We start from the raw sequence: 26241 nt of genomic DNA, 5'->3' as shown, positions 1-26241 counted from the left end.
CCCGGGTCGGCCGCGTCCCGCGAAGATCATACAACATTCACCGTCGCGCCGTCACGGCAGTTCGACGACCTCGATCTTGCGGATCTCGATGCGGCTGCCCGGGTCGTGCTGCTGGAACGCGAAGTGGCCCTCCTTGAAGGTGTTCGCGAAATCCATGAACATGTACAACTCTTCGCCGTTGACCCGGATGCTGATGTGCGGCGCCTTCCTGCCCCGCCACTCCTTCTCCACGACCTCGATCTCGTAGGTGAACCACTGGTCGGGCTCGACCAGCCGCTTGTAGACGTGGACGAAGCCGTAGAGCGAGCCGGTGCGGATCGGGTCGGTGTGGGTGCTGTCGATCTGGGCCTCGTAGCCGTCGGAGAAGCTGCCGCCGTTCGTCGGCGAGCGGAAGTAGAGGCCCGAGTTCCCCTTGTCGTTGATCTTGACCTCGGCCCGGTACTTGAAGTTCTTGTACTTCTTGGGGCTGTAGAGCATCGACGCCCCGCCCGAGCCGACGATCGCGCCGTCCTTGACCTCCCACTTGGTCTTGTCGCCGCCGCCGCCGACGGTCCAGCCGCTGAGGGTCTTGCCGTCGAACAGGGAGGTCCACTCCTCGGCGTTGGCGCACGCGGCCGTCCCGAACGTCATCGCCAGCGCGCAGAGCGCCCCGCGCGTCCACTTGTGCGAGTTCATTGCTGTCGTTCTCCTGGTAGTCGATCGGATGGGCTCGGATCGGCCGGGGGCCGCTCCCGAGTTCGCGTTTGCAAGTCTATAACGGGGGGATGGGGCGTGCCAGGGGCCGCCCCCCCCCTCCCGGGAGCCTCGCCTCGCATGCCCGACCCGACCGACGCCCGAGACCAGGGCATCCGACCGCTCACCGTCGAGGAGGCCGCCCGCCGCCGCCGCCCGAGGCCCCGTTTCGACCCTTCCCGGCCGCTCGCCCCCGCGCTCCTGGAACGCCTCCTGGAGACGGCCGCCCACGCGCCGTCGCCCTACGAGCTGCAACCCTGGCGGTTCCTGGTCGTCCGGGACGCGGCCGATCGCCGACGGCTCCAGGGCTGCGCCCGGAACGACCCGGAGGTCGGCCGCGCGGCGGCGGTGGTCGTGGTCCTGGGGTACCACCAGCCCGAGCGCACCGACCTGGAGCCCCTGCTGGCGCGCCGGGTCGCCTCGGGGGGCTGCACGGCCGAGCAGGCCGCCGCGATCCGGGGCCGGGCGCGGTCGGTCCTGAGGGACGTCGCCGGCCGGGAACTCTGGGCGACCCGCGCCGCGATGCTCGCGGCGGCGACCCTGGTGCTCGCGGCCGGGTCGCTCGGGGTCGACGCGGCCCTCGTCGACGACTTCGACGCCGAGGCGGTCCGCCGCGAGTTCGGCGTGCCCGACGACCACGCGGTCTGCGGCCTGGTCGCCCTGGGCTACGCCGAGGTCGAGGCCGAGGGGCCGTCCCCGTGCCTCGCCGGCTCCCGCCTCGGGCTCGACGAGTCGGCCTTCGCCGGGCACTTCGGCCGGCCCTGGGCCCCTTGAGCCTGGATCGGCCCGCGCGGCGGGTTTACGATGCGACCTGCACGGAGACGGCGCCTCGGGGCGTCGTCCCGCCCCTCCCGTCACCCGAAGTGGCTACGAAATGATGCTCAACCCGCTCCACGGCCCCCGGCTCGTCGCGGCCCTCGCCGCCGCCTTCCTGCTCGCCTCCGCGGCCCCCGCCTCGGCCCAGGCCCCCCTCACCGCGACCCCCAACCCCAAGACGGACGAATGGTGGGTCAAGTTGCATGAGAAGTTCCTCGGCGAGGCCAAGAAGGCCGCGGAGGACGGGTCCGCCAAGGTCCTCTTCCTGGGCGACTCGATCACCCAGGGCTGGGGCGGCAACGCCACCTGGAAGGAGCACTACACGCCTCGCGGGGCGCTCAACTTCGGAATCGGCGGCGACCAGACCCAGCACGTCCTCTGGCGGATCCAGAACGGCGAGCTGGACGGCCTGAGCCCCAAGGTCGTGGTGCTCATGATCGGCACCAACAACGCCGGCTCCAGCCCGGCCGAGGACATCGCCGCCGGGGTCGAGGCCATCGTCGCCGACCTTCGCCAGCGGCTCCCCGAGACCGACATCCTCCTGCTGGGCGTCTTCCCCCGCAGCGAGAAGCCCGACGCGACCCGCGAGAAGCTCGCGAAGGTCAACGAGCGGATCTCCAAGCTCGACGGCGAGAAGGTCCACTACCTGGACATCGGCAAGGTCTTCCTCCAGGAGGACGGCACGATCTCGAAGGAGATCATGCCCGACTTCCTGCACCTGAGCCCGAAGGGGTACGAGCTCTGGGCCGACGCCATCGAGCCGACCCTGGCGAAGCTCCTCGGCGAGAAGTCCTGATTCAGGAGTCGAACAGGTCGGAGGGCCTGATCTTCGGGAGGTCGTCCCAGTTCGCCCGCTCGTCGGCGAAGGTGTGGCCCCCGGAGACGGGCCGCTCGTCCTCCCGGGCCGCGAAGATGGCCCGGGCGAGGTTCAAGTCCTCGCGGGTGGTGATCTTGAGGTTGGACGACGAGCCGGGCACCAGCGCGATCGGCCGGCCGATGGCCTCGACGAGCTGGGCGTCGTCGGTGGCCGCCTTGGCCTCGCGGTCGCGACGCTCGTAGGCCTCGACGAGCCAGTCGCGCCGGAAGGCCTGGGGCGTCTGGGCCAGGTACAGGCCGTCGCGCGGGACCGTCTCGGCGACGTCGCCCTCGGCGTTCGCCCGCTTGATCGTGTCGGCCACGGGGACCGCCAGCATCGCCGCCCCGCGCTCCCGCGCGGCCTGGAACACCGCGGCCACCTGGGCCGGGGTGACGCAGGGCCGGGCGGCGTCGTGGACCGCCACGAAGTCGCACGAGTCTTTCACCCTCGCCAGCGCCGCGGCGACCGTGTCGGCCCGCTCCGCGCCGCCGACGACCACGTCGAGGCCCAGGAACGCGACGCTGTCGCGATAGCGACGCTCGAATCGCTCGCGGTCGTCCTCGGCGATGGCGACGAGGATCTGGCCCACGTCCTCGCTGCTCACGAAGGCGTCGAGCGACCGCAGCCAGACGGCGCGGCCGGCGAGGTCGGCGTCGATCTTCTTCCCGTTCGGGTCGCCGAAGCGGCTGGACCGGCCGGCGGCCGGCAGGATCACGGCGAATCGTCCCATGGCTTGCTCCTCGGCCCTTCGGCCCGGGGGCCTCGCGCGCGGCACTCGCTCGTCGTCCGGGACGCAGCGAAGCGTCGGGATCGCCTCGGCCCCCTTCGGCGATTCTCGCGATCCGCCGGGTCCTCGTCAACGCGCCGGGCCTGGCGTGGAGCGGCTGAGGAGGGCACAATGGTGTATGGGCGTTCGCGTCCGAGTCCGCGGCGCCGGACCCCGCCATCGAGACGTACCGAAGGAGACCCGCCCGCGATGGAGTGTCTGGGACCGCAGTGCGCCGCGACCCTGTTGGAATGGCTCCGCGCCAGGGCCGCCGAAGGGGCCCTGGACGGGGCCGCGACGGCCTCGCCGACGGCGAAGGCCGCGAGCCAGGGCCTCTTGTGGAAGGCCGCGCCGTACCAGGAGGACGCCCCGGCGATCACCTCGGCGGCCGAGCTGGCGGGGGCCGTCGAGCACCTGCAGTACGCCGTCTTCCGCCGCTATCAGAACCAGCTCACCCGGGCCGAGCGGGGCCGACTGGACAACACGATCGAGAACGCCCTGTTCAAGATCGACCGCTACCTGCTCCGCGTCGACGCCGCCGAGCGGGCCCTGCACGAGGCCGAGGCGTCCCGGCTCCGCGACGAGGTCCGCGACCACAAGGAGCGCGCCGAGCGGCTCCGGCTCCAGGCCCGTCGCGCCGAGCTGAAGCTGGCCCAGCTCACCTCGCTCTCGCCCGAGACGTTCGAGGAGTTCGTCGGCGAGCTGTTCGAGGCGATGGGCTACCAGGTCGCCCAGGTCGGCGGCACGGGGGACGAGGGGATCGACCTGCACCTCCGTCGCGGCGAGCTGCGCGCCATCGTCCAGTGCAAATACCACAAGCGGGGCGTCGTCGGCTCGCCCGAGCTGCAGAAGTTCCTCGGCTCGGTCCACCACGCGCACGCCCACAAGGGGTATTTCGTCACCACCAGCACGTTCTCGCTGGCGGCCGAGAAGTTCGCCGTCGACCACCCCATCGAGCTGGTCGACGGCCCCCGGATCGTCGAGCTGGTCACCCAGGCCATGGGCCCGGGCGCGCGGAAGGAGCCGGAGCCTTCGTGGTTCTGAGCCCCGGGCGGTCGCGCGGGATCGATCGGCGACGGCCCGGGTTTTCGATGGAAACGCGGGTGGGGGCGGCCTATGATTCGACCAGGCGGCCGAACGGTGACCCATCCGAGGGCCGATTGGCCTGGATATGTCGGCTCCTGGAATCGTCCGACCCGTCCCCGAAAGCGGCCGCCCACTATTTGCTTGACCGGCGGGGAGAGCCCGGGGTAGCCTCGGCATCCAGGACGTCTCGGACGACAACCCGGCCCACCCCCGGCCATGGAGGGTTCATCATGGTTCCGCGCACCCAGGATTCGCCTCTGCGCTCGCTGGATCTGCCGCCCGAATTCGAAGACCTCGCCGGCCCCATCAACGGCGACGTCAAGGTGATCGTCTCGATCCTCGTCGAGCGGGCCTCGGGGCGGCTGATGCTCTCGAAGCGGCAGACTCAGCAGCTCCAGCGATCGCTCTGGAACCGCCTCGTCGACGCCGTCAACGCCGAGATCAAGCCGCTCTCGGCCAACCATCGCTGACCCATCACCCCCGAGGGGCGGGCGCGACGCCCCCCCGACACCGGTCCCCCATGGCACGCATCCTCGTCGGCACGACCGGCTCCGTGGCCGCCGTCCGCGTCCCCTCGCTCTGCGCGACGCTCGTCGCGCAGGGGCACGAGGTCCGCGTGGCGGCCACCGAGCCCGCGCTCTACTTCTTCGACCCGGCCGAGCTGCCGCCGGGCTCAAGCCTGCATCGCGACCGCGACGAGTGGCCCGGCGTCCGCTACGCGCGAGGCGACGAGGTTTTGCACATCGAGCTTCGCCGCTGGGCCGACCTCCTGATCGTCGCCCCGCTCGACGCCAACAGCCTAGCCAAGTTCGCCCTCGGCCTGAGCGACAACCTCCTGACCTGCCTGTACCGGGCCTGGGATTTCGACAAGCCGATGATCCTGGCCCCGGCCATGAACACCCTGATGTGGCGGAAGCCCGCGACGGCCCGCCACCTCGCGCAGCTCTGGTCCGACCGGACCGGTCGCGAGGCCCCCGCCGACTGGTCGCTCGACACCGCCGAGGCCCACTTCGCCCGCCAGGCCCCGGCGATCATCCTGGTCCCCCCCCAGTGCAAACGACTGGCCTGCGGCGACTTCGGCGTGGGGGCCATGGCCGAGGTCCCCAGCCTGGCCGAGGCCGTCCGCGCCTGGTCCGAACGCGCGATCCCGGCCGATTGAAGCCCCGACCCCGGTGCCGACCAACTCGTTCATCCGAGGACGACTCGCCTGAGGAAGTCGTCGCTCCATGTGCGTCGATCGCAGCTCATCGCCGCCTGGGACGGCCCCCGCCCCCGACCGCCGACCCGCGCACGCCGCCGCCCCACCGGGATGGTTCCGGCGGGGCGGGCGGGGCAGGCAAGGCTCTGAGCTCCAAGGCGGCCGTTCAGACGGAGGTGTCGGCGGCGGCGAAGTCCAGGAAGCGGTCCCGGTTCTTCCAGGTCCGAGTGGTCGGGTCGTAGTACTCCTCCTTGAGGAAGATGTCCGCGTCGGCGCCGCCGTAGAGGTCGTCGATGGCCGCGTCGATGCCGCCGCTCAGGCGGTCGTTGCCCGCCTCGCCGTAGAGCTTGTCCGAGCCCTCCTCGCCGTAGAGGAGGTCGTTGCCGATGCCGCCGTAAAGGAAGTCGTTCCCGGAGCCGCCGTAGATCGTGTCGTTGCCGTTCTGGCCGCGAAGGATGTTGGCGCGGCTGTTGCCCCGGATCGTGTCGTTGAAGGCCGAGCCGGTCACGTCCTCGATGCCGGAGTTGCTCGTGAGCAGCAGGCTGAGGACGCCGGACTTCACGGTCTGGGTCGAGTTCGTGTCCAGGTTCACGTTCATGGCGTAGCCGAAGTTGGTGAAGTCCAGCTTGTCGCGAGCGTCGGGGCTCGGGCCGTGGGAGTCGTCGTCCTCCACGATCGTGTCGGTCCCCAGGCTGAAGGTCCCGGAGAAGACGTAGGTGTCGTCGCCCCGCCCGCCTTCGAGCCGGTCGTTGCCGCCGCGGCCCTCCAGGGCGTCGTTGCCGCCGTTGCCCTGCAAGAGGTTGTTGCGGGCGTTGCCGCGGATCGTGTCGGCGAAGTTCGTGCCGATCACGTTCTCGAGGCTGTCGGCGTTGCTCCCGGTGCCGTTGAGCTGGAGAACGAGCCGGCCGCCGGCGACCGTCTGGATCCCGAGCGCGGCCAGGTCGACGTTCACCGCGGCCCCGAAGCTGGTGAAGTCCAGCGTGTCCGTCCCCTGGTTGGTCCGCTCGACGATCGTGTCCGTCCCCAGGTTGGCGGTGCCGACGAAGAGATACGTGTCGTCGCCCAGGCCGCCGTCGAGGGTGTCGCTGCCGCCCATCCCCTCCAGGACGTCGTTGCCGCCGTTCCCGTAGAGGGTGTTGCTCAGGGAGTTGCCCTTGATCCAGTCCTTGAACTGGCTCCCCTTCACGTCCTCGATCGAGCTGGGGAGGGTCAGCGACAGCCGCGTCGAGCCGTTGTTGACGTCGTCGCCGGGGAAGTAGGACAGGACGTCCTGCCGATCCGTCCGCCCGAGGTCGAGCACGACCGTCTGGCCGTAGTTGCTGAAGTCGAGCGTTTCGCGGCCCGAGGAATCCACGATCGTGTCGAATCCGAGGTTGCCCACCGAGCCGAAGACGTAGGTGTCGTCGCCCGCCCCGCCGTTGAGGACGTCGTCGCCGCCGCGGCCCTCCAGGACGTCGTTGCCGCCGTTGCCCGTGAGGGTGCTGTAGCGGGCGTTGCCGCGGATCGTGTCGGCGAAGTTCGTGCCGATCACGTTCTCCAGGGTCTCGACGTCGTTCCCCGTGCCGCCGAACTTCAGCGAGAGCTTGCCGGAAGCGACCGCCTGGACCGTCCCCCAGGTGGCCAGGTCGACGTTCACGCCGGCGCCGAAGCCGGAGAAGTCCAACGTGTCGACCCCCTCCGCGAACCGCTCCATGATCGTGTCGGTCCCCAGGTTGGCCGTGCCGGAGAATTTGTAGGTGTCTTTGCCCGTCGAGCCGTACAGGACGTCGTCGCCGGCGCCGCCCTCGAGCGTGTCATCCCCGGCCCCGCCGTAGAGGGCGTCGTTGCCGTCGCCGCCGTTGAGGGCGACCGGCATGGAGACGGGCTGCGCCACGAGCGTGTCGTCGCCGCCCAGGCCGTTCATGACGATCTTGGAGACCGACGACTTCGCGAAGGACGTCTTGTTGGTCAGGACTCCGTTGCCGTCGTAGGCGTCGACGCTGATCTGATTCCCGATCTCCCGGGCGAGGAGGTAGTCGCGGGAGGCGGTCCCGGTGATCGTCAGCACCTGGGTGGTGGGGTTGAGGGTGATCGACGCGGCCATGAGCCGACGCCCCTCCAGGGCCTCGACGAGGCTGACGGCCTGGCGACGGTCGGGCCGGGGGCGGCGAATGCGGGCGGCGGTGCGGATGTCGAAGAGCTTCATCAGTCATTCTCCCTGGTTACGAATCGGGCCGTCGTCTCTGGCATCCGGCCGGCGGGTGGTCCCCGCCGCAACCGACGGGAGACGATCAGGCCTTCCGGCCGAAACCTGACAGCGCCCGCCGGATTTTTTTCGATTTCCTGCGGCCGGCCGCCGTCCTTCTCGCTAGGATGATCGCGTGCAATCGACCGGAGGTGTTCGTGGACGATCGGATGCTGATGCGGACCAGCGCCAGCCTGCTGGGCCGGCTCCGCGTGGGGGTGCCAGGACCCGGCGACTGGGATGATTTCGTGCGACGCTACGGCCCGCTGATCCGCCAGTGGTGCCGGCGCTGGAGGCTCCAGGAGGCCGACGCCGAGGACGTGACCCAGGAGGTCCTGGCCCGCCTGGCTGCCCGCCTCGGGTCGTTCGAGTACGACCCGTCGAAGAGCTTCCGGGCCTATGTGAAGACGGTGGCCCACTTCGCCTGGTGCGACCTGGTCGAGTCGCGGAAGCGTCACGGCGGGGGGGGCAGCGGCGACTCGGGGGTGCTGGAGCAGCTGCACGCGCTGGAGGCCCGCGACGACCTCCAGGCCCGGCTCGTCGACGCGTTCGACCACGAGGTTCTGGAGGAGGCCACGGCCCGCGTCCGCCTCCGAGTCGAGCCCAGGACGTGGGACGCCTTCCACCTCACGGCCGTCGCGGGGCTCTCGGGCGCCGCGGCCGCCGACCGCGTGGGCATGTCGATCGCGGCCGTGTTCAAGGCCAAGAGCAAGGTCCAGAAGATGCTCCGCGAGGAGATCCAGAGGTTCGAAGGGGGACCATGAACGCGCCCATCTCCTGCCCGACGCCCGAGATGCTCCGGAGGATGCTCGACGAGACCTGCCTCGACGGCCCCGCCTGGTCGGACGTAGAGACGCACGTGGCCGAATGCCCGGCCTGCCAGGACGTCCTGGAACGGCTGACGTCCACGGCGACCGAGGTCGGGCACGAGGAGACCTGCTGGAACGGTCCCGCCCCGGCTCCCTCGACTTCCCGCACCGAGGTCCGCGCCGGAACCGACGCCGCGCCGGGCTGGGTGTCCGTCGCCGACGCCCCGCCATGCATCCCCGGGTACCTGATCGAGCGGGAGCTGGGCCGGGGCGGGATGGGCGTGGTCTATCTCGCCCGCCAGATCGAGGCCAACCGCCTGGTCGCCATTAAAATGGTCCCGTCAGGCCGCGGGAGGCCCGAGGAGCTCGTCCGGTTCCGCCTCGAGGGAGAGAGCCTCGCCCGGCTGCGGCACCCGAACATCGTGCAGGTGTACGAAGTCGGCGGGGTCGACGGCCGTCCCTTCTTCTCGATGGAATACGTCGCCGGCGGCAACCTGGCCTCGTCGTTCGCCGAGGACGCCCATGCCCCCGCCGACGCGGCGGCCCTGGTGGAAACCCTCGCCCGCGCCGTCCACGCCGCCCACCAGTGCGGGGTCGTCCACCGCGACCTCAAGCCGGCCAACATCCTGCTGGACCGCGACGGGGCCGACGCCTCGGCGCCCGTCCCCAAGATCACCGACTTCGGCCTGGCCAAGCACGTGGGGGACGACAGCGGCCTGACGCAGACCGGCCAGATCCTGGGGACGCCCAGCTACATGGCGCCCGAGCAGGCCTCCGGCGGCTGGACGGTCGGCGTCCCGGCCGACGTCTACGCCCTGGGAGCGATCCTCTACGAGGCCCTGACCGGCCGTCCCCCGTTCCGCGGCGATTCGCCCTGGGACATCATGATCCAGGTCGTCCACGAGGCGGCCCCGCCCCCCTCCCGCATCCGCCCCGGCCTGCCGCGCGACCTGGAGGTCATCTGCGAGAAGTGCCTGGCGAAGAAGCCCGAGGACCGCTATTCCAGCGCCGACGCCCTGGCCGAGGACCTGCGACGCTGGCAGGAGGGCCGGCCGATCGAGGCTCGCCCGGTCGGCGCGGCGCGGAGGGTCTGGCTCTGGGCCCGCCGCCACCCGGCCTACGCCGCCCTGGGCTCGCTGCTGGCCGCGTCGGTCGTCGCGGGGGTCGTGGGCGTCGCCGTCCAGTGGCGCCGCGCCGAGCGCCACCTCGACCAATCCCGGCGCCGCCTCGGCCTGGCGACGCGCGCCATCGAGTCCTTCTACACCGGCGTCAGCCGCGACGTGCTCCTGAAGCAGCCCGAGCTGAAGGAACTTCGGGAGTCCCTCCTGAGCACCCCGGTCCAGTTCTATGGGTCGCTCCGCGACGAGTTGGAGGCGGGCGGGGAGGCCGATCGCGCGACCCTGGCGATGCTGGTCGACGTGCTCTCGCGGCTGGGAGAACTCAACGCCGACGTGGGCCGCGAGGACGATTCCCTGGAGGCCTTCCGCCAGGCCGCCGAAACGGCCCGCCGCTTCCTCCGCGACGACCCCCGCGACCGCCCGACCCGCAAGGCGCTGGCCGAAGTCCTGATCAAGGCCGCTGAGGTCCACGCCCGGACGTCGCGGCCGGACCAGGCCCGCGCCGGGCTGGGCGAGGCGCTCGGCCTCCTCGACGGCCTGCTCCGCGAGGAGGTCGACGACCCCGACTCGCAGAACGGCCGGGCCTCCTGCCTGCTGACGCTCGGGGACATCGAGTGCGACGAGCAGCACTTTGAACTCTCGGAGCGCCATTACCTGGAGTCGATCGCCATCCGCGAGCGGCTCGTCGCCCGGCATCCCGATCACGCCAGATACCTCGACAACCTCGGCGCGACCCAGAACAACCTGGCGATCCTCTACGCCCAGTGGAACCGGTTCGACGACGCCGGCCGACGTTTCCGCGAGGGCCTGGACTCCCGCCGGCGGCTCGCCGGCGAGCACGGCGAACTGCCCGAGCACCTCCGGAAGCTGAGTTCCAGCCTCAACAACGTCGGCAGCTTCTTCCAGAACACCGACCGGATGGCGGAGGCCCCCGCCTACTTCCGGGAGGCCTTGACCATCCAGGAGGCCCTGGTGCGGGACCACCCCACGGTCGCCCTCTACCAGGACGACCTGGCGGTCACCCATGAGAACATGGCTGCCTACGAGGCCGCCTCGGGCCGGCGCGACCGAGCACGGGCCGAGTACGGCCAGGCGCTCAAGGTCCGCGAGCGCTTGGCCGCCGACCATCCGGCGTCGCTGGATTACCAGACCCGACTCATCCAGGCCCGGACCGGTCTCTCGGCGATCTTGCTCCAGGACTACGAGTACATGCGCGCCGAGGCCGAGGCCCTCGCCGCGGTCGAGGCCGCCGATCGGGCCTCGCGGCTCCACTCCGGTTCGGCGGAGTTCCGCAGGCTCCGCGCCGAGACGTCGCGCCAACTTGGGGACGTCTTCGCCGCGACCGGCCGATCTGCCCGCGCGGAATCCGCGTACTCCGCCGCCCTGTCCCTGCTCGGCGGGACGGGAAGCGGCGACCAGGCGGCGGAGGTCCGTCAGGACCGGGCTCGCGACCTGCTCAACCGCGGCGTCGTGCGCAGGGACGCCGGCCGTCGCGACGAGGGCGAGGCCGACGTCAAGGAGGCCCTGGCGGTGCTGGACTCTCTGCTCGCGGAGCAGCCCGGCGTTTCCCGATATCGGATCCTGGCCGCGGCCGCCCGCGCGACCCTGGCCGAGTGGGCGTTACGGGACGCTCGCCGAAGCGCCAGCCTCGCCGTCGCCGCGGAACTCCTTGGGTCTTTCACCCAGGCCGCGGCAGACATGGAGCGCCTCCTGCAAGACGAGCCCGACGAGTCGGCCAGGGACGTCCTGGCCCGGGCGCGTGCCGGCCGCGCCAAGGTCCTGGAAGCCGAAGGCCGCTTCGCCGAGTCCATGGTCGCCTGGGACGCGGCCCTCGGCGAGGCTCCCCCGCGCCGCCGTCTCCTCCTGAGTCGCGGCCGCGCCGCGACGCTCTGCCGCGCCGGCCGGGGCGTCGAGGCCCTGGAAGTCGCCCTTCGCTCCCCGGACCCCGCGCCCGAGACCCTGGCCGAGCGGGTCGCCGTCGCGAGGATCTACGCCCGCGCCGAGGCCGCCGCCGCCGGCCCCGACCGCGATCGCCTCGCCGCCGAGGCGGTCGCCCGCCTCGCGGCGGCCGCCGTCGGTCCCGATGTCGGCGACGGCCTCGCCTTCCGCACGCAGTTGGACGACCCCGACTTCGACGACCTTCGGACCCGTCCCGACTTCCGAGCGATCCTTCAGTCCCTCCCCCTCCCGGACGACGCCTTCTCGCCCTGACCAGCATCCGACGGTGCCGGTCGGGCGGAGGCGTGCGGCGCGTCGGGGTCCATTACGGGGACTCGGGCCGACCGTTGGCGCGAATTCCGGGAAAAATACTTGACTCTGCGCGCCCGTAGCGGATTAACTATTATGAAATCCGATACGGCCCGGCGCGCACTATCGAGAAATGTGGGTGGGCGAAGACGAATGCAGTTCGAGTCCCTTCAACTTTTCTGCGACGTGGTCCGCTGGTCGAGCTTCTCTCGGGGGGCGTCGGAGAACAACATCTCGCAGTCCTCGGCGAGCCAGGCGGTCCATCAGCTGGAACTCCGGCTGGGGGTCCGGCTGATCGATCGGTCGAAACGGCCCCTGGTCCTGACGGAGGAGGGGAAGGTCTACTACGAGGGCTGCAAGGACCTGGTCTCGCGATACCTGGAGCTGGAGAACCGGGTCAAGACCCTGAACGACGAACGGAAGGCGACGGGGACGGTGGGCGTGGCGGCGATCTACTCCGTGGGCCTGGCCCACATGAGCCGATATGTGAAGACCTTCGGGGAGCGTCATCCCGAGGCGAGTGTGCGGCTGGAGTACCTGCACCCCACCCAGGTGGTGGAACGCGTGACCGGGGGGGCGGCGGAGCTGGGATTGATCTCGTACCCGAAGAAGTGGCCCGAGCTGGCGGTGATCCCCTGGCGGGAGGAGACGATGGTCCTGGTCGTCCCCTCCTCGCACCGGTTCGCTCGTCGGGAGCGGGTGCACGTCCGCGAGATCGACGGCGAGACCCTCGTGGCGTTCGACCCGGCGCTCTCGATCCGCAAGGCGGTCGACCGCTTCCTGCGTCGGCACGACGTCGAAGTGGACGTCGCTCTCGAGTTCGACAACATCGAGAACATAAAACGCGCGGTGGAGATCTCGGCGGGGGTCGCGATCCTGCCGGAACCGACCGTCGCCGAGGAGATCCGGGCGGGCACCCTGGTCGCCCTGACGATCGAGGGCCAGGACCCGAAATACCGGCTGACGCGGCCCCTGGCGGTCATCCACCGCCGCCACGAGACGCTGGACATCACGACGTCGCGGTTCCTGGAATTGCTGACGGGCTGCGACGGGGGGGGAGGGGAGGCCGTGGGGCCGCCGGCGAGCCGGATGATCCCGGCCGCGACCACCCCCTGACGACCGCCGAGGCCCCGGGACGGGACCACGACGGCCGTCGGGCCGGGGCCAGCCCGCCCCCTTCTCGCGCGGCCGAATCGTGCCCGGCCGCGACAGCCGTCGAGGCCGCCCCCTCGGGCCGAGACGGTCGAGTGCCCGAGACGTCCGAGCCGACCGCCGGGACGCCCGGGGGCGGCGGGCCGAGGCCCCGGGCCCGAGGAGGCCCGAAACCAAACCGATCGTCCCCGTCCGGGCCGCCGCCCGCCCCTCGCGGGCCGCCCCGGACGCCAACGCTCACTCTCCCGATAGTCAGGGGACGCCAGTCCCGGAAGGACCTACGCCATGCGACACGGAATCCCCCCCGCTCAGGGTCTCTACGATCCGACGAACGAACACGACGGTTGCGGCGTGGGATTCCTCGTCGACATCAAGGGGCGGAAGTCCCACGCCATCGTCCGCGACGGCCTGACCTCGCTGGTCAACCTGGACCACCGCGGTGCCTGCGGCTGCGAGAACAACACGGGCGACGGCGCCGGGATCCTCATCCAGATCCCCCACGAGTTCCTCAAGGCCCGCTGCGCCCCGCTGGGGATCGAGCTGGGCGAGCCGGAGAGCTACGGCGTCGGAGCGTTCTTCACCTCGCCGGACCCGGCCCAGCAGGAGTTCGGCCGCAAGCTGTTCGAGGACTTGGTGGCGGACGAGGGGCAGGTCTTCCTCGGCTGGCGGCGCCTCAAGACCGACAACTCCTCGCTCGGCGAGGGCGCGAAGTCGGTCGAGCCGGCCGTCTTCCACGCCCTCATCGGCCGCGGCCCGGCCGTCAAGGACGCCGACGCCTTCGAGCGGAAGCTCTACGTCATCCGCAACCGGTTCGAGACCGGCATCCTGGAGTCGGGGCTGGAGGACCACCGGTTCTTCTACTTCCCCAGCATCTCCTGCCGGACCCTCGTCTATAAGGGCATGCTCACGCCGCACCAGGTCGAGGACTACTACGCCGACGACCTCCGCGATCCGCTCCTGACGAGCGCGATCTGCATGTTCCACTCGCGGTTCAGCACCAACACCTTCCCGAGCTGGGAGCTGGCCCACCCGTACCGCCTGATCTCCCACAACGGCGAGATCAACACCCTCCGCGGCAACATCAACTGGATGCGGGCCCGCGAGGCCCTGTTCGAGTCCTCCCTGTACGACGAGGGGGACCTGGAGCAGCTCCGGCCGGTCATCCGCGAGGGGCTCAGCGACACCGCCTGCCTCGACCACGCGCTGGAGCTGCTGGTGCGCTCGGGGTACGGCCTGGCCCACGCGATGATGATGCTCATCCCGGAGGCCTGGGAGAACCACGAGTCGATGTCCCAGGCGAAGAAGGACTTCTACGCCTATCACAGCTGCCTGATGGAGCCCTGGGACGGCCCGGCGGCGGTCGCCTTCACCGACGGCCGCTGCGTCGGCGCGACCCTCGACCGCAACGGCCTGCGGCCCAGCCGCTACGTCGTCACCAAGGACGGCCGCGTCATCATGGCGTCCGAGGTCGGCGCGCTGCAGGTCGAGCCCGAGAACGTGGAATCCAAGGGCCGGCTCGAGCCGGGCCGGATGTTCCTGATCGACCTGGAGCAGGGCCGGATCGTCGGCGACGAGGAGCTGAAGGAGCAGATCGCCAACGCCAAGCCCTACGGCGAATGGCTCAAGGAGTACATGGTCCCGCTGGCCGACCTGCCGGCCGCGCCGATGGTGCCCGGCCCCGATCGGCGGACGCTCCACCAGCGCCAGCAGGCCTTCGGCTACACGCTGGAGGACCTCAAGTACATCGTCGGCCCGATGGGCGAGAAGGGGGAGGAGGCGATCGGCTCGATGGGCAACGACGCCCCGCTGGCCGTCCTCTCCGACCGCGCCCAGCCGCTCTACAACTACTTCAAGCAGCTCTTCGCCCAGGTGACCAACCCGCCGCTCGACGCGATCCGCGAGGAGCTGGTGACCTCGGTCTTCACCGGCGCCGGCGGCGAGAAGAACCTGCTGGAGCCGGCCCCGGATTCCTGCCGCCAGATCGCGCTGGAGAACCCGATCGTCGACAACGACGAGATGGCCCGGCTCAAGCAGCTCGACGGCTGGCGGGGGTTCACCTCGGTCACGCTGCCGATGCTCTTCGAGGCCAAGGCGGGCGTCGAGGGGATGCGCAAGGCCCTGGAGAGCCTCTTCGAGCAGGCGTGTGAGGCGATCCGGGGCGGGGCGAGCCTCCTCATCCTGTCCGACCGGGGGGTCAACGCCGAGCTGGCGCCGATCCCGTCGCTCCTGGCCTGCTCCGGGCTGCACCACCACCTGGTCCGCCAGGGCCTCCGCGCCCGCGCCGGGCTCCTGATCGAGTGCGGCGACGCCCGCGAGAACCACCACTTCGCCCTCCTGCTGGGTTACGGCGCCGGGACGATCAACCCGTACGTCGCCTTCGAGACGCTCTACGACCTGATCCGCCAGAACGTCCTCAAGGACATCGACTTCGAAGAGGCGGTCCACCGCTACCAGAAGGCGGTCAAGAAGGGGGTCGTGAAGGTGATGTCCAAGATGGGCATCAGCACGATCCAGAGCTACCGCGGGGCGCAGATCTTCGAGGCCATCGGGCTCAACGAGGACTTCGTCCGCGAGTTCTTCGACAAGACCTCGTCGCGGATCGGCGGGGTCGGCCTGGCGGAGATCACCCGAGAGACCCTGGATCACCACGCCCGCGCCTTCTCCCCCCGCGAGCTCTCGGGCGGGACGCTGGAGGAGGGGGGCCAGTACCAGTGGCGCCGCGACGGCGAGTTCCACCTGTTCAACCCCGAGACCGTCTTCCGGCTCCAGCACGCCACCCAGGCCGGCCGCTTCGACGTGTTCCAGAAGTACACCCGGATGATCGACGAGCAGAGCGAGCGGCTGAACACGCTCCGCGGGCTCTTCGCCTTCCGGTTCGACGACTGCAAGCCGGTCCCCATCGAGGAGGTGGAGCCGGTCGAGTCGATCGTCCGGCGGTTCGCCACCGGCGCGATGAGCTACGGCTCGATCTCGGCGGAGGCGCACGAGACCCTGGCGATCGCCATGAACCGCCTAGGGGGCAAGTCGAACACCGGCGAGGGGGGCGAGGACCCCGAGCGGTTCAAGCCGCTCCCCAACGGCGACAGCAAGCGCAGCGCGATCAAGCAGGTGGCGTCGGGCCGGTTCGGCGTGACCAGCGAATACCTGGTGAACTCCGACGAGATCCAGATCAAGATGGCCCAGGGCGCCAAGCCGGGCGAGGGGGGGCAGCTCCCCGGCCACAAGGTCTGGCCCTGGATCGCCAAGGTCCGGTTCTCGACGCCCGGCGTCGGCCTCATCAGCCCGCCGCCGCACCACGACATCTACTCGATCGAGGACCTCGCCCAGCTCATCTTCGACCTGAAGAACGCCAACCCTCGGGCGCGGATCAACGTCAAGCTGGTGGCCGAGGTCGGCGTGGGGACGGTCGCGGCGGGGGTGGCCAAGGCCCACAGCGACGTCGTCCTGATCAGCGGCCACGACGGCGGCACCGGCGCCAGCCCGCTGACCTCGATCAAGCACGCCGGGGCCCCCTGGGAGCTGGGCCTGGCCGAGACCCAGCAGACGCTGGTCCTCAACAAGCTCCGCGACCGGATCGTCGTGCAGACCGACGGCCAGCTCAAGACCGGCCGCGACGTGGTCATCGCCGCCCTGCTGGGCGCCGAGGAGTACGGCTTCGCGACGGCCCCGCTGGTGGTCATGGGCTGCATCATGATGCGGGTCTGCCACCTGGACACCTGCCCGGTCGGCATCGCCACCCAGAACCCCAAGCTCCGCGAGAAGTTCCGCGGCCAGGCCGAGCACGTGGTCAACTTCTTCCGGTTCGTCGCCGAGGAGGTCCGCGAGCTGATGGCCCGGCTCGGCTTCCGGTCGATCGACGAGATGATCGGCCGCAGCGACCTGCTCGACATGAAGCGGGCGATCGACCACTACAAGACGCAGGGCCTCGACTTCTCGAAGATCTTCTACCGGCCCGAGGTCGGCCCCGAGGTCCAGGTCCGCCAGGTCGTCGAGCAGGACCACGGCCTCCGCGACACGCTCGACGTGACCACCCTGGTCCCCGCCTGCGAGCCGGCCCTGGAACGCGGCGAGCCGGTGAGCCTGGAGCTGCCGATCCGCAACGTCAACCGCACCGTGGGGACGATCCTGGGGAGCGAGCTGACCCGTCGCCACGGCGGCAAGGGCCTGCCCGACGACACCATCAAGATCAAGTTCCACGGCTCCGCCGGCCAGAGCTTCGGCGCGTTCCTCCCCCGCGGCGTCACCCTGACGATCGAAGGGGACTCGAACGACTACGTCGGCAAGGGGCTGTCGGGCGGCAAGATCGTCATCCACCCCCCCAAGTCGGCGGACTACGTCCCGGAGGAGAACGTCCTGATCGGCAACGTGGCCCTGTACGGGGCGACGGCCGGCCGGGCCTTCTTCCGGGGCCGCGCCGGAGAACGCTTCTGCGTCCGCAACAGCGGCGCGCAGACGGTGGTCGAAGGGACGGGGGACCACTGCTGCGAATACATGACCGGCGGCGTCGCCGTGATCATCGGCCCCACCGGGCGGAACTTCGCGGCGGGCATGAGCGGGGGCTTCGCCTTCGTGCTCGACGAGGCCGGCGACTTCGCCTCGCGGTGCAATATGGCGATGGTCGACCTGGAGAAGCCCGACGCCGAGGACGCGGAGCTGATCCGCGACCTCCTAATCCAGCACGCCGGCTACACCGGCAGCACCGTGGCGGCCCGCCTGCTCTCCGACTGGGAACGGGCGGTGGAGACCTTCGTCAAGGTCATGCCGCTCGACTACCGCCGCGTCCTCGAAGAACGGAAGAAGGCCGCCGCCGAGCAGGTCGGAGAGGCCGAAGCGCAGATGGAGGTGACCCATGGGTAAGCCGAGCGGCTTCATCGAATTCCCCCGCGAGCTGCCGACCCGGCGGCCCGTCCCCGATCGCCTGCGCGACTTCCTGGAGGTCTACGACCCCTTCCCGGAGGAGAAGCTCAAGGCCCAGGGCGCCCGCTGCATGGACTGCGGGATCCCGTTCTGCCACCAGGGCTGCCCGCTGGGCAACCTGATCCCGGATTGGAACGACCTGGTCTACCGCGACCAGTGGCGCTCGGCCATCGAGCGGCTCCACCAGACCAACAACTTCCCCGAGTTCACCGGCCGGCTCTGTCCGGCGCCCTGCGAGGCCTCGTGCGTCCTGGGCATCAACGCCGACCCGGTCACGATCAAGCAGATCGAGGTCGGGATCGTCGACCGGGCCTGGGACGAGGGCTGGGTCGTCCCCCAGCCGCCCAAGGTCAAGACCGGCAAGACGGTCGCCGTCGTCGGCTCCGGGCCGGCGGGCCTGGCCGCCGCCCAGCAGCTCGCGCGGGCCGGCCACGACGTGACCGTCTACGAGCGGGCCGACCGGATCGGCGGCCTCCTCCGCTACGGCATCCCCGACTTCAAGATGGAGAAGCGGCATCTCGACCGCCGCCTCCAGCAGATGGAGGCGGAGGGGGTCGTCTTCAAGGCGGGCGTCAACGTCGGCGTCGACGTGACGGCCGACCAGCTCCTGGCCGAGTTCGACGCCGTCTGCCTCTGCGGCGGCGCGACCCAGCCCCGCGACCTCCGCATCGAGGGCCGAGACCTGGAGGGCGTCCTCTTCGCGATGGACTTCCTCACCCCGCAGAATCAGCGGGTGGCCGGCGACGACGTCCCGGCCGAAGGGCCGCTCACCGCCAAGGACAAGGACGTCATCATCATCGGCGGCGGCGACACCGGGGCGGACTGCCTGGGCACCTCGCACCGCCACGGCTGCAGGTCGGTCCACCAGTTCGAGATCGTCCCCCGCCCGCCCGAGACCCGGACCCCCGCCAACCCCTGGCCCCAGTGGTCGAACGTCTTCCGGATCTCCTCTGCCCACGAGGAGGGGGGCGTTCGCGAGTACGCGATCAACACCAAGCGGTTCGTCGGCGAGGGGGGCCGCGTCACGGCGCTCGAGACCGTCCGCGTCGAGATGGTCGTCGAGGACGGCCGCCCCCGGTTCGTTGAGATCCCGGGCACCGAGAAGGTCTACCCGGCCGACCTGGTCCTGCTCGCCATGGGCTTCGCCGGCCCCGAGCGCGGCGGGCTGCTGGAGCAGTTGGGCGTCGAGCTGGACCCGATGGGGAACGTTAAGAGCGACCAGGCCCGCCGCACGAGCGTCGACAAGGTCTTCACCGCCGGCGACATGACCCGCGGCCAGAGCCTGATCGTCTGGGCCATCGCCGAGGGCCGGCACGCCGCCGCGACCATCGACGAGTTCTTGATGGGCACGACCGAGCTGCCCCGCCCGCTGGACCACGGCAACGTCGCCCGCCCCTTCTCCTGATCCCTGGGACTCATCGGATCCATCACAGTCCACCAACCCGGCCCCGGCCGGGCGACCACGACGTCGCCCGGCCGGGGCCGTTCGCATTCCGGCCGTCGCCCGGCGCGATTCTGAGGGATTGGTTGATGCTTCGTGTCGGTTGGTCCGATTATTTCAGCGTGACGGCACTCGCGAAAGGCCGTTAAGGAGGGGTCAAGGATGACCTCCGGGCCGCGCAACTTTATTAGAATATTCTAAGAAAAGAGAGATACCATGAGGATATGGTTCTCGGGTCCGGCACGAAGCCGGGCCTACATCATGGCGTTGATCGTCGTCGCTCTGCCGGGGACGGTGGGGGCCCAGGAACTCGGCCGCTTCGGGGCCGAAGGTTCGAAGCCGTCCCGGGCCCGCAAGTTTTTCGACCCGTCGACCTGGGGGAAGGCCGCGACCGCCTCGCCCGCCTCGGGACGCACGGTGCGGGCGCAGGACGCCCCGGCGACCGCCGCGACCCCGCCGCGCGACTCGCGGCTGCGGCTCGTCCAGCAGGAGCCGGACCTCTCGGTCCCGGCCGCGGATCGCAACATCGGCGGCGGCGAGCCCCCGATCGGCGATGTCGGTCAGCCCACGCTGCCGGACGCCTCGACCCCGGACGTCGGTGCCGGCGCGCCCGGTGCGGGCGTCCAGGCGGGTGCGCCGGACCTCTCGGTCCCGGCCGCGGATCGCAACATCGGCGGCGGCGAGCCCACCACCGAGACCGCCGCGACCGAGGCCGCCGAGGAGGAATCCGACGAGTACAAGGTGAAGTACCTCCAGGACCTCTTGGGCGGTGAAGACTCGAAGGTGCGGATCTACGGCTGGATCCAGAACAGCTACACCGGCAACACCAACGGTCGCGGGGTCACCGGCAACAACTTCGGCGTCAACCCCAACCGCAAGGCCAACTGGTGGATGGGGAACCAGTACTACTTCGTCGTCGAGAAGGTGGTCGAGCAGGACGACACGATCAACTTCGGCTTCCGCATGGACAACATGTTCGGCCATGACTGGCAGTTCAACTACATGCAGGGGTTCTTCAACAACGCGTTCGGCCTGGACTCCTTCACCGGCTACGACATCCCGCAGCTCTACGGCGAGATGCACCTGCCGATCCTGACCGAAGGGGGCCTGGACGTCAAAGCGGGCAAGTTCTACACGCTCGCGGGCTACGAACAGGTGCCGGCGATCGCCCGCCCGCTCCTCTCGACGCCTTACATGTTCACCTACGGCCAGCCGTTCCAGCACATCGGCGCCATGACCACGCTGCACCTGACCGACAAGATCAACCTCTACAACGGTGCCATCAACGGCTGGGACCGTTTCATCAACGAGCGCTACCTCTGGGGGTACATGGGCGGCTTCTCGTGGACCAGCGAGGACGACCGGACCACCCTCGCCATGACCGCCGTCTGGGGCCCGAACCAGTTCCCCAGCTTCCTCCCCGGCAACCAGCAGCTCTACCCGGGCGGCTATGTGAACGTCCAGAGCCTCGCCGGCCTCCGGAACCCCGGCTACTGGCGGAACGACCGGACCCTTTTCACCTGGGTCGGCACCCACAAGTGGAACGACAAGCTCACCCAGGTCATGGAAACCGACCAGGGGTGGGAGCGTTCGATCCCCGGCCTCGGCTCGGGCGGCGAGAACGGCGCCCCGCGCGACGCCACCTGGTTCAGCTTCGGCAACTGGTTCCTGTACGAGTTCAGCCCCAAGCTGACCGGCGTCTGGCGGTCGGAAGTCTTCTGGGACCCCCAGGGCGCCCGGACCCAGAAGCTCGTCAACGGCCAGTTCGTCGGCGACCGCTTCTACGAGATGACGGTCGGTGCGATCTACAAGCCGCACCCGAACCTTTGGATCCGTCCCGAGGCCCGGTACGACTGGTCGCAATACCACCCGGCCTACACGGACGACACCCGCAAGAGCCAGTTCACCCTGGCGGTCGACGCGATCATCCTCTGGTGATCTCGATGGCTTGATCCCCCCCTCTCGGCCACGCCGCGGCGTCCTCTCCCCGCCGCGACGTCCCCCCTCCCATCCCCCCGCTGGTTCTGGCATGGCGGTTGCACTAGGGCTCTCCCCGAGTCCCTTGTCGTGCTCCCCTCGCCGACGCGACTCTCGTGCGATCCTACCCCTAACTCACGAAATCACAGCGATTTGTGCTCTTCGTGGAGCGTGTGGATTCGGTTCCGAGGCCGATTCGTGCGGGACGTCGAAATCACCCCTTGCTTCTCTTCTAGCAGGACCTGCCCATGAAACGTGCAGTCACGCCCTTTCTGCTCCTGGTGGCCCTGGCGGTCCTCGCCTTGGTTCCTTTCAACTTGGGGCATGAATTGCCGGCCGGGGACGATATCAACGCGGGCAACGTGGCCTGGATGTTGACGGCCTCGGCGCTCGTCCTGCTGATGACCCCGGGGCTCTCGTTCTTCTACGGCGGCATGGTCAGCAGCAAGAACGTCGTCTCGACCATGTTGCAGAGCGTGATCGCCCTGGGCGTGATCAGCCTGTTGTGGGTCTTCGTCGGCTTCAGCCTGGCCTTCGGCGACGACGTCGGCGGCGTGATCGGCGACCCCCGCACCTTCTTCATGTTCGACAACGTGGTCGCCACGTCGGTCACCCTCGGCTCGGGCGACGACGTGATGAAGATGGGGATCCCGCTGCTCCTCTTCTCGATGTTCCAGCTCAAGTTCGCGATCATCACCCCCGCGCTCATCACCGGCTCGTTCGCCGAGCGGGTGCGCTTCTCGTCCTACCTGCTGTTCATCGTGCTGTTCAGCCTGCTGATCTACTCGCCCCTGGCCCACATGACCTGGCACCCCCAGGGCATCTTCTTCAAGTGGGGCGTGAAGGACTTCGCGGGCGGCACCGTCGTCCACATGTCGGCGGGCTTCGCGGCCCTGGCCGGCGCGATGATCCTCGGCCGTCGGACCACCCACAAGAAGAACGTGGCCCACGAGCCGGCCAACATCCCCTACGTGATGCTCGGCACCGGCATGCTGTGGTTCGGCTGGTTCGGCTTCAACGCCGGCTCGGCCCTGGCCGCCGACGCCATCGCCACCACGGCCTTCGCCACCACCAACACGGCCTCGGCCGTCGCGATGCTGGGCTGGATGTTCTTCGACTGGATGCGCGGCAAGAAGCCCTCGGCGATGGGGGCCTGCATCGGCGCCGTCGTCGGCCTGGTCGCCATCACCCCGGCCGCCGGCTTCGTCACGGTGCGCGAGAGCATCGTCATCGGCCTGGTCGCCGGCGTGATCTCGAATCTGGCCGTCTCGATGAAGACCCGATCGACCCTGGACGACACCCTCGACGTCTTCCCCTGCCACGGCGTCGGCGGCATCGTCGGCATGATCGCCACGGGCGTCTTCGCCTCCGACGTGGGCCTGATCCACGGCAAGACCGAGACCTTCATCAACCACATGATAGCCCTGGTGATCGTCGCCGTCTTCTCGTTCGTCGGCTCGCTGATCCTCTACAAGATCGTCGACCTGATCATCCCGCTCCGGGTCCCTGAAGACCAGGAGAACACGGGGCTCGACATCAGCCAGCACGGCGAGGCCGCCTGGCGGCTCAACGGCCTCCTCTCCGGCCACGGCCACGTCGCCGTCGAGGATACCCTCGTCACCGCCGATTCTTGATCGCCTTCGCTCTCCGAGCGACCGGGCCAAACACGACGGGATCCCCCTCGGCGCGAGCCGGGAGGGATCCCGTTCGTCCTTGGGGACTCTCCGGGGCGCGTGGCCCCGAACCACCGAGGGCTCCTCGACCTCTGGACGTCGTGCAGGGCGGCCGACGCGGACGAGGACTGGTGGGATCAGGAGACTCGCGATCCTGGACGATCCTCGACGAATCGAGGGGGCCGCGAGGCTGACCGACCTGTTCGGTCGCTGGCCGTCCTTCCATGACGCCGAGGTCGTCTCGGCCCGCCTCGATCGTCGAGCGTTCCGGGAGGGCGAGTCGGGGCCGACCCTCGATCTGTCGATCCACGCCTTCGAGATGACGAGCGAGGTCGACCCGACGGGAGTCTTCGTCCTGCGCGATCACGTCCTCATCGAATTGCGCTTTCACGGCGTGGACGGGCTCAGCCTGCAGGACTTCAACACCCAGAACGTCCTATTCTCGCTATCGATCGAGGCGTTCCCCGCGGCGTGCGAGGAGGAGTTCGCTTACGAAGTCGGGCTCTGGTCGTCTTATGGGCTCTGGGGCGGGTTCCGGTGCCGACGCGTCGAGGTCGTCGGCGTCTCACCCAGGACGAAGGTTGCAGGGAGCATTCCGGGCGGGGGGTAGGGAAAGCCTTAAAACGCGAAAGGGGACCGCCGCATGGCGGCCCCCTTCATATGGGAGCGACAAGGCCCGCCGCCGCGGCGACGGGCCGGTTTCACATCGGGATTACTTGATGAACAGCATTTCCTGGTAGGTCGGCAGCGGCCAGAGGTCGCTGGAGACCAGGCCTTCGAGCTTGTCGCCGGCGACCCGGACGGCGTTCATCGCGGGGATGACGACGTCGCGGGAGTGCTTGGCGTGATCGAGGGTCTCGCCGGCGGGGTGCTCCTCGATGATCTCGGAGAGCTTGTTGGCGGCGGCCTGGAGCTCGTCGATAACGGCGACCAGTCCGTCGAGCAGCGCGACTTGGTTCTTGGGGACGGAGACCCCGGCGGCCTTGAGCTTCGCGATCGAGTCGGCCACCTCGCCCTGATAGCGGAGGGCGGCCGGCAGGATCATCCGGTTGGCGAGCTGGACCGTGAGGGACGACTCGATGGTGATCGTCTTCCGGTAGTTCTCCAGGAAGATCTCGAACCGGGAGTGGATCTCGCGCTCGGAGAAGACCCCGTACTTGCCGAACAGGGCGATCGACTTGGACGAGACGAAGTCGGAGAGGCTCTCGACGGTCGAGCGGCGGTTGGGCAGGCCGCGCTTCTCGGCCTCGGCGTGCCAGGCCTCGCTGTAGTTGTCGCCGTTGAAGACGACGTGGCGGGATTCCTTGATGACCCGCTGGAGCAGGGTCTGGATCTCGGAGTTGAGGTCCTTGCCCGCGGCGACGGCGGCCTCCAGCTCGGTGGCCAGGTAGTCCAGGCTCTCGGCGACGATGGTGTTGATGACCACGATCGGCCCGGCGATCGACTGGGCCGAGCCCGCGGCGCGGAACTCGAACTTGTTGCCGGTGAAGGCGAAGGGGCTGGTGCGGTTGCGGTCGCCCGGGTCGCGGGGGAGGACCGGCAGCACGGAGACGCCGATCTTCAGCTCTCCGCCCGCCTTGGCGGTCTTGGCACCCCCCTTCTCGATCTGGTCGACGATGTCCTCGAGCATGTCGCCGAGGAAGATCGAGATGATGGCCGGCGGGGCCTCGTTGGCGCCGAGGCGGTGGTCGTTGCCGGCGTGGGCGACGGAGACCCGCATCAGGTCGCCGTGAATGGAGATGGCCCGGATGACCGCGGTGAGGAAGATCAGGAACTGGGCGTTGCTGAACGGCGTGGCGCCGGGGCTGAGGAGGTTGTTCCCCAGGTCGTCCGACATCGACCAGTTGACGTGCTTGCCCGAGCCGTTGACGCCGGCGAACGGCTTCTCGTGCAGCAGGGCCTGGAGGCCGTAGCGGTCGGCGACGCGCTTGAGGGTCTCCATGACCAGCATGTTGTGGTCGGTGGCGACGTTGGCGCTCTCGAAGACCGGGGCGATCTCGTACTGGGCCGGGGAGACCTCGTTGTGGCGGGTCTTCACCGGGACGCCCAGCTTGTACAGCTCGGTCTCGGTCTCGAGCATGCAGGCCAGGACGCGCTCGGGGATGGAGCCGAAGTAGTGGTCCTCCATTTCCTGGCCCTTGGGGGGCTTGGCGCCGAAGAGGGTGCGGCCGGCGTTGATGAGGTCGGGGCGGGCGTAGTAGAAGTTCTTGTCGATCAGGAAGTATTCCTGCTCGGGGCCGGCGGTGGTGCCGACGCGGGTGGCGGCCGAGCCGAACAGCTTGAGGATCCGGACGGCCTGGGTCGAGAGGGCCTCGACCGAGCGGAGCAGGGGGGTCTTCTTGTCGAGCGCCTCGCCGGTCCACGAGCAGAAGGCGGTCGGGATGCAGAGCGTGGTGCCGTTGGGGTTGTCGAGGATGAAGGCCGGGCTGGTGGGGTCCCAGGCGGTGTAGCCGCGGGCCTCGAAGGTGGAGCGGATGCCGCCGGAGGGGAAGCTCGACGCGTCGGGCTCGCCGCGGACCAGCTCCTTGCCGCTGAACTCGGCGATGGCGGCGCCGTTCTCGGTCGGGGCCAGGAACGAGTCGTGCTTCTCGGCCGTCAGGCCGGTCATCGGCTGGAACCAGTGGGTGTAGTGGGTGGCGCCCCGTTCCATCGCCCATTCCTTCATCGCCGTCGCGACGACGTCGGCGACCGAGGGATCGAGGGGAGCCCCCTTCTTCACCGTGTTCCGCAGCATCCGGTAGACGTTCTCCGGGAGCCGGGCCCGCATCACGTCGTCCGAGAAGACGTTCATGCCGAAGAGTTGGGTGACCGGCGTGGCCGACTTGGGCGCCCTTCGGCCCAGGTTGGTCCAGGACGTAATGGCCTCTACCGCGGCTTCACGTGCGCTGTCGTGTGACATCGAAAGGCTCCATCGATCAATCGAGACGATTGGTGGGTCCGGGGCGCGCCGGCCGACCTCGAACGCGAGGACGGGGCGGACGCCTCGGCGGAATCCCGCCGGGGCCGAACGCGCGTCGTCGTCGCGGGGTTTCGAATACGGGGCGCGGAGTCTGGGAACGCCGATCGATCCGGAGAGCCTTGGACTTCGTCGAGGAAGTGCCGAAACGGTGGAGGCACGCCGGGCGGCGGCTTCGACGTCCAGCGGAGAGCCCTCAGGGCGAAGCAAGGCCGACGAGACGCCTGGCGGCCGTCCGCGGCGCGGGAGCGGTCCGGAAGCGGGCCGGACGGT

Annotated in this window: 17 protein-coding genes; 13 read left to right on the top strand and 4 right to left on the bottom strand. The window is 69.7% G+C overall.

The genetic code is table 11. The features are described 5' to 3' along the window. Positions 1-51: 51 nt before the first annotated feature. Entirely contained in the window at positions 52-675 is a 624-nt protein-coding gene (locus tag G6O68_RS03895; protein WP_165245021.1) for a 3-keto-disaccharide hydrolase, read from the bottom strand. 138 nt (positions 676-813) lie between these two features. On the opposite strand from G6O68_RS03895, the gene G6O68_RS03890 reads away from it, so the two are divergent. Both G6O68_RS03890 and G6O68_RS03885 read left to right on the top strand, forming a co-directional pair. Continuing rightward, positions 814-1506 (top strand): nitroreductase family protein, encoded by a 693-nt coding sequence (locus G6O68_RS03890; RefSeq protein WP_165245019.1) that lies wholly within the window; start codon positions 814-816, stop codon positions 1504-1506. Positions 1507-1606: 100 nt separating this feature from the next. Then, entirely contained in the window at positions 1607-2344 is a 738-nt protein-coding gene (locus G6O68_RS03885; RefSeq protein ID WP_165245017.1) for a platelet-activating factor acetylhydrolase IB subunit, read from the top strand. Between the two features lies 1 nt (position 2345). On the opposite strand, the gene ispD is transcribed toward G6O68_RS03885, so the two are convergent. Beyond that, positions 2346-3134, bottom strand: coding sequence for a 2-C-methyl-D-erythritol 4-phosphate cytidylyltransferase (gene ispD / locus G6O68_RS03880; RefSeq protein ID WP_165245015.1), 789 nt, complete (start codon positions 3132-3134; stop codon positions 2346-2348). Positions 3135-3380: 246 nt separating this feature from the next. Here ispD and G6O68_RS03875 point away from each other — a divergent pair, with 246 nt between their 5' ends. From G6O68_RS03875 to G6O68_RS03865, 3 genes are all read left to right on the top strand, one after another. Then, positions 3381-4214 carry a restriction endonuclease gene (locus tag G6O68_RS03875; RefSeq protein WP_165245013.1) on the top strand — a complete coding sequence of 278 codons (834 nt, stop codon included), beginning with the start codon at positions 3381-3383 and terminating at the stop codon, positions 4212-4214. Positions 4215-4486: 272 nt separating this feature from the next. Then, positions 4487-4726, top strand: coding sequence for a hypothetical protein (locus tag G6O68_RS03870; protein ID WP_165245011.1), 240 nt, complete (start codon positions 4487-4489; stop codon positions 4724-4726). A 50-nt stretch (positions 4727-4776) separates the two neighbouring features. Beyond that, on the top strand, positions 4777-5415 hold the full coding sequence (locus G6O68_RS03865) for a flavoprotein (RefSeq protein WP_165245009.1): 639 nt from the start codon (positions 4777-4779) through the stop codon (positions 5413-5415). 205 nt (positions 5416-5620) lie between these two features. On the opposite strand, the gene G6O68_RS03860 is transcribed toward G6O68_RS03865, so the two are convergent. After that, positions 5621-7639, bottom strand: a complete 2019-nt coding sequence (locus G6O68_RS03860) for a hypothetical protein (protein ID WP_165245007.1) — start codon at positions 7637-7639, stop codon at positions 5621-5623. Between the two features lie 197 nt (positions 7640-7836). On the opposite strand from G6O68_RS03860, the gene G6O68_RS03855 reads away from it, so the two are divergent. From G6O68_RS03855 to G6O68_RS03820, 8 genes are all read left to right on the top strand, one after another. Beyond that, positions 7837-8442 (top strand): RNA polymerase sigma factor, encoded by a 606-nt coding sequence (locus G6O68_RS03855; protein ID WP_240911029.1) that lies wholly within the window; start codon positions 7837-7839, stop codon positions 8440-8442. Further along, positions 8439-11816: a serine/threonine-protein kinase gene (locus G6O68_RS03850; protein ID WP_165245005.1), complete on the top strand. Its 3378-nt coding sequence runs from the start codon at positions 8439-8441 to the stop codon at positions 11814-11816. The genes G6O68_RS03855 and G6O68_RS03850 overlap by 4 nt, the downstream gene beginning before the upstream one ends. Before the next feature lie 189 nt (positions 11817-12005). Further along, the gene (locus G6O68_RS03845) at positions 12006-12968 is read left to right on the top strand and encodes a LysR family transcriptional regulator (protein WP_165245003.1); all 963 of its coding nucleotides are present in this window, start codon (positions 12006-12008) and stop codon (positions 12966-12968) included. A gap of 321 nt (positions 12969-13289) precedes the next feature. Further along, on the top strand, positions 13290-17861 hold the full coding sequence (gene gltB, locus G6O68_RS03840) for a glutamate synthase large subunit (protein ID WP_165245001.1): 4572 nt from the start codon (positions 13290-13292) through the stop codon (positions 17859-17861). Next, on the top strand, positions 17854-19326 hold the full coding sequence (locus G6O68_RS03835; RefSeq protein ID WP_165244999.1) for a glutamate synthase subunit beta: 1473 nt from the start codon (positions 17854-17856) through the stop codon (positions 19324-19326). The genes gltB and G6O68_RS03835 overlap by 8 nt, the downstream gene beginning before the upstream one ends. A gap of 252 nt (positions 19327-19578) precedes the next feature. Continuing rightward, positions 19579-21300, top strand: coding sequence for an outer membrane beta-barrel protein (locus tag G6O68_RS03830; protein WP_165244997.1), 1722 nt, complete (start codon positions 19579-19581; stop codon positions 21298-21300). 287 nt (positions 21301-21587) lie between these two features. Beyond that, positions 21588-22973, top strand: coding sequence for an ammonium transporter (locus tag G6O68_RS03825; RefSeq protein WP_165244995.1), 1386 nt, complete (start codon positions 21588-21590; stop codon positions 22971-22973). Between the two features lie 79 nt (positions 22974-23052). Further along, positions 23053-23622 (top strand): Imm50 family immunity protein, encoded by a 570-nt coding sequence (locus G6O68_RS03820; RefSeq protein ID WP_165244993.1) that lies wholly within the window; start codon positions 23053-23055, stop codon positions 23620-23622. A 102-nt stretch (positions 23623-23724) separates the two neighbouring features. Here G6O68_RS03820 and G6O68_RS03815 read toward each other — a convergent pair whose 3' ends face one another. Further along, the gene (locus tag G6O68_RS03815; RefSeq protein ID WP_165244991.1) at positions 23725-25911 is read right to left on the bottom strand and encodes a glutamine synthetase III family protein; all 2187 of its coding nucleotides are present in this window, start codon (positions 25909-25911) and stop codon (positions 23725-23727) included. Positions 25912-26241: the final 330 nt, after the last annotated feature.

Origin of the sequence: Paludisphaera soli, from assembly GCF_011064595.1 — a bacterium.
In the GTDB taxonomy this organism is placed as follows: Bacteria; Planctomycetota; Planctomycetia; order Isosphaerales; family Isosphaeraceae; genus Paludisphaera; species Paludisphaera soli.
Note: the sequence above shows the minus strand (reverse complement) of the source record. Positions and strands in the feature narration are given on the sequence as shown.